At 67.5% G+C, this 3802-nt stretch carries 1 protein-coding gene; it reads right to left on the bottom strand.

All coding sequences use genetic code 11. From position 1 onward, the window contains the following. The coding region (locus SO139_RS45685) for a non-ribosomal peptide synthetase (RefSeq protein WP_498542109.1) at positions 1-3802 on the bottom strand (3802 nt) is incomplete at both ends.

The raw sequence follows: 3802 nt of genomic DNA on the forward strand, positions 1-3802 counted from the left end.
TCATGCACCCCGCTGCCGTCGCCGCGCACCTCGCTCAACCCAAATGGCAGCGTCGGCTCATCGATGTCTGCCAGCAGCCCCCGGAAGAACTCTTCATGCGCCTTTGCATCACCGCCCAGGCGCGCCTGCGCCACCAGATTCCGGAACGGCTGTGGCTCGGTCAGCTCATGCGCCCGCCCCTCCAGCACGGCCCTGACCTCGGCATGCATCAGCTCCAGCGTCGTGTGGTCCCCGATCAGATGATGCTGCAGCTCCAGCAGCAGCCAGCGCGCGCTGCCGGGCTCGCGCGCGATCACAAACCGCAACAAGGGCGCCCGGCCAAGCTCGATGCGGTGCTGGCGCGGATCAAACCGCCCCCGGAGCTGCTCGTGCCCAGGACCACCAGACGCATCCAGCTCGACCTCGGTCACTTCCAGTGGCGCGTTCCGCCACACCACCTGCGCCGGGCTCGACAGGCCTTCCCAGACAAATGACGTGCGCAGAATGTCGTGCCGGTCCACCACCCGCTGAACGGCGGCAAGATAGCGGTCCAACAGCGCCCGATCGGCAAACGCCATGTCACTGACCAGCAGGTACGGATCGCCCTTTGTCGCCAACAGATGATGGAACAGGATGCCGTCCTGCAACGGCGACAAGCCATAAATGTCCTGGATGTTGCCGACCCCGCCGGGCACCGTGGCGATGATCCGGTCGATCTCGTCTTGCGTCAGCTCAATCAGCGGCAGCATCTGCGGCGTGATCGCCGTACTCTGTTCGCTGATCAGGTTGGCCGGGACCGCCACTTCGCGATGGCTGCCGAGGCTTGCAGCCAGATCGGCCAGCACCGGCGTGGCGAACAGCGTCTGCACGTCGACCCCCAGCGACAGCCGCCGCAGCCGCTCGATCAGCCGCACCGCCAGCAGCGAGTGGCCGCCGAGCGCAAAGAAGTGGTCGTGGCGTCCGACCCGCTCAACACCCAGAAGCTCGGCCCAGACCGTTGCCAGCGCGGTCTCGATCTCGCCTTGCGGCGCCGCATAGACGGCGCGCGCATACGCCTCATCTTGCGGCGCCGGCAGCGCCTTGCGGTCGAGCTTGCCGTTCGGCGTCAGCGGCAGCGCCGCCAGCTGCACAAACGCCGATGGCACCATATACTCGGGCAGCCGCGCGCTTAGGTGCGTGCGCAAGGCGCCGGCAAGATCGGCCCCCTCAGCTTCGGCCGCATGCTCGGCCGCCGCCACGAGATACGCAACGAGTCGCGGCTCGCCCGTCCCATCCTGGTGCGCCGCCACCGCCGCCTCGCGCACCAACGGGTGCTCGGCGAGCCGCGCCGCGATCTCGCCGGGCTCGATGCGGAAGCCGCGGATCTTCACCTGCTCGTCGTTGCGGCCCAAAAACTCAAGATTGCCGTCCGGCAGGTAGCGTGCCAGGTCGCCGGTCCGGTACAGCCGGTCGCCGTCGACAAAGGGACTGGCGATGAACCGCTCCGCCGTCAGCTCGGGCCGGTTCAGATAGCCGCGCGCCACTCCCGCCCCGCCGATGTAGAGCTCGCCTGCCGCCCCGAGCGGAACGGGCTCACCATCACCGTCCAGTAGATATACCCGCGTGTTCGCAATCGGCCGGCCAATCGGGACAACGGACCCATCAAAATCAACGGGGCAACTCCACGCGGTGACGTCGATCGCAGCTTCCGTCGGACCGTACAGATTGTGCAGGCCGGTCCAAGGCAATAGGCGCCGAACCTGATGGACACTGGCCGCAGGAAGCGCCTCGCCACTGCAGATGAGACGCTGCAGCGATGTGCAGCGATCAACACCCTTCGTATCCATAAAGCTGACCAGCATGGATGGGACGAAGTGAGCCGTCGTGATGCGTTCTCTGATGATCAAGTCGACCAATGCATCGGGATCTTTGTGCGCACCCGGAGGCGCCAGCACCAGGGTCGCCCCTTCAAGCAAGGTCCAGAAGAACTCCCAGACCGAGACGTCGAAGCCGAATGGCGTCTTCTGCAAGACGACATCAGTTGCCTTGAGAGCGTAGGCTTTTTGCATCCAGATCAGGCGGTTGATAATAGCCCGATGCTCATTCTGTGCCCCTTTGGGCGTGCCTGTGGATCCGGAGGTGTAGATCACATAGGCGAGATGGCGCGAGGTCAGGCCGAGCGTGCGCGGGTCCGGATCGGAGGCCGGCAGGTTCGCCCAGGCCGGCGTTGCCGCGTCGAGATCCACCACGCTCACACCGGCCAGCGCGTCGCTTCCCAGCGCGGCACGGCCGGCTTCGTCGGCCAGCAAGAGCCGCGGCGCCGCATCCTCGAGAACCTGCTTGAGCCGCGCGCTCGGATAGGCCGGATCCAGTGGCAGATACGCGCCCCCCGCCTTGAGGATCGCCAGCAGCCCCACCACCATCGCGACGCTGCGTGCAAGACAGATCGCCACCGGCTGGTCCGGCTTCACCCCAATTGCGATCAGATGATGCGCCAGGCGGTTGGCCCGCGCATTGAGCTCGCCATAGCTCAGGCGTTCGTCCGCGCAGACCACCGCCACCGCATCCGGCGTCTTGGCGACCTGCGCCTCGAACAGCTCATGGATGCACTGCTGCTCGGGATAAGGCGCCGCCGTCCGGTTCAGCTCCTCCAATAGATACGCGCGCTCATCGGCCGGCAGGATGTCCAGCTTGCGCACCGGCGTGGTCGGCGCCCGCTCCAGCGCGTCCGCCAGTTGCTCCAGCGCGCGCTGCATGTAGCCGCAGACCCGATCCGCGGAGATGCCTTCCGCCACCTGCGCCGTCAGGCCGAGCGCCTCGCCAAAATCCTCTACTGCCATGCTCAGCGGATAGTTGGTGCGTTCCTCCCCGCCCAGCCATTCCACACCGGGTAGCCCGGCATCCGCTCCGCAAGCGAGCGCCGGCGCGGTGTGGCGGTAGTTCAACAGCGCACTGAACAGCGGCGCCGGCGCCGCAACGCCGCTGCAGCGTTGCGCCAGCGCCAGCGAGGCCTGCTCGTGCGCCAGCAGCTCGGCCAGCCGGGCATGCGTGATCCGCACGCTTGCCTCGACGGCGGTGCCGTCCAGATCAAGCCGCAGCGGCAGGGTGTTGATGAACAGGCCCATGGTGCGGTCGCCACCCGCCCCGCCATGCATGCGGCCGAACAGCACCGTGCCGAACACCACCTGCTCGCGCCCGCTGCTGCGCGCCACCACCTGCCCCCACGCCAGATGGCACAGGCTGGCCAGGCTCACCCCCAGCCGCCGCGCCTGGCTGCGCAGCCGCTGCTGCAACTCCTGTGGCAATATCCGCCGCGCCTCATGCACCCCGCTGCCGTCGCCGCGCACCTCGCTCAACCCAAATGGCAGCGTCGGCTCATCGATGTCTGCCAGCAGTCCCCGGAAGAACTCTTCATGCGCCTTGGCATCACCGCCCAGGCGCGCCTGCGCCACCAGGTTGCGGAACGGCTGTGGGGCTGGCAGCCCATGCGCACGCCCCTCCAGCGCGGCCCTGACCTCGGCATGCATCAGCTCCAGCGTGGTGTGATCCCCGATCAGATGATGCTGCAGCTCCAAGGCCAGCCAGCGCGCACTGCCCGGCTCGCGGGCAATCACAAACCGCAACAGCGGCGCCCGGCCAAGATCGATCCGGTGCTGGCGCGGATCAAACCGCCCCCGGAGCTGCTCGTGCCCAGGACCACCGGACGCATCCAGCTCGACCTCGGTCACTTCCAGTGGCGCGTTCCGCCACACCACCTGCGCCGGGCGCGACAGGCCTTCCCAGACAAATGACGTGCGCAGAATGTCGTGCCGGTCCACCACCCGCTGAACGGCGGCAAGATAGC

It is taken from the genome of Bradyrhizobium sp. UFLA05-89 (genome assembly GCF_059803475.1).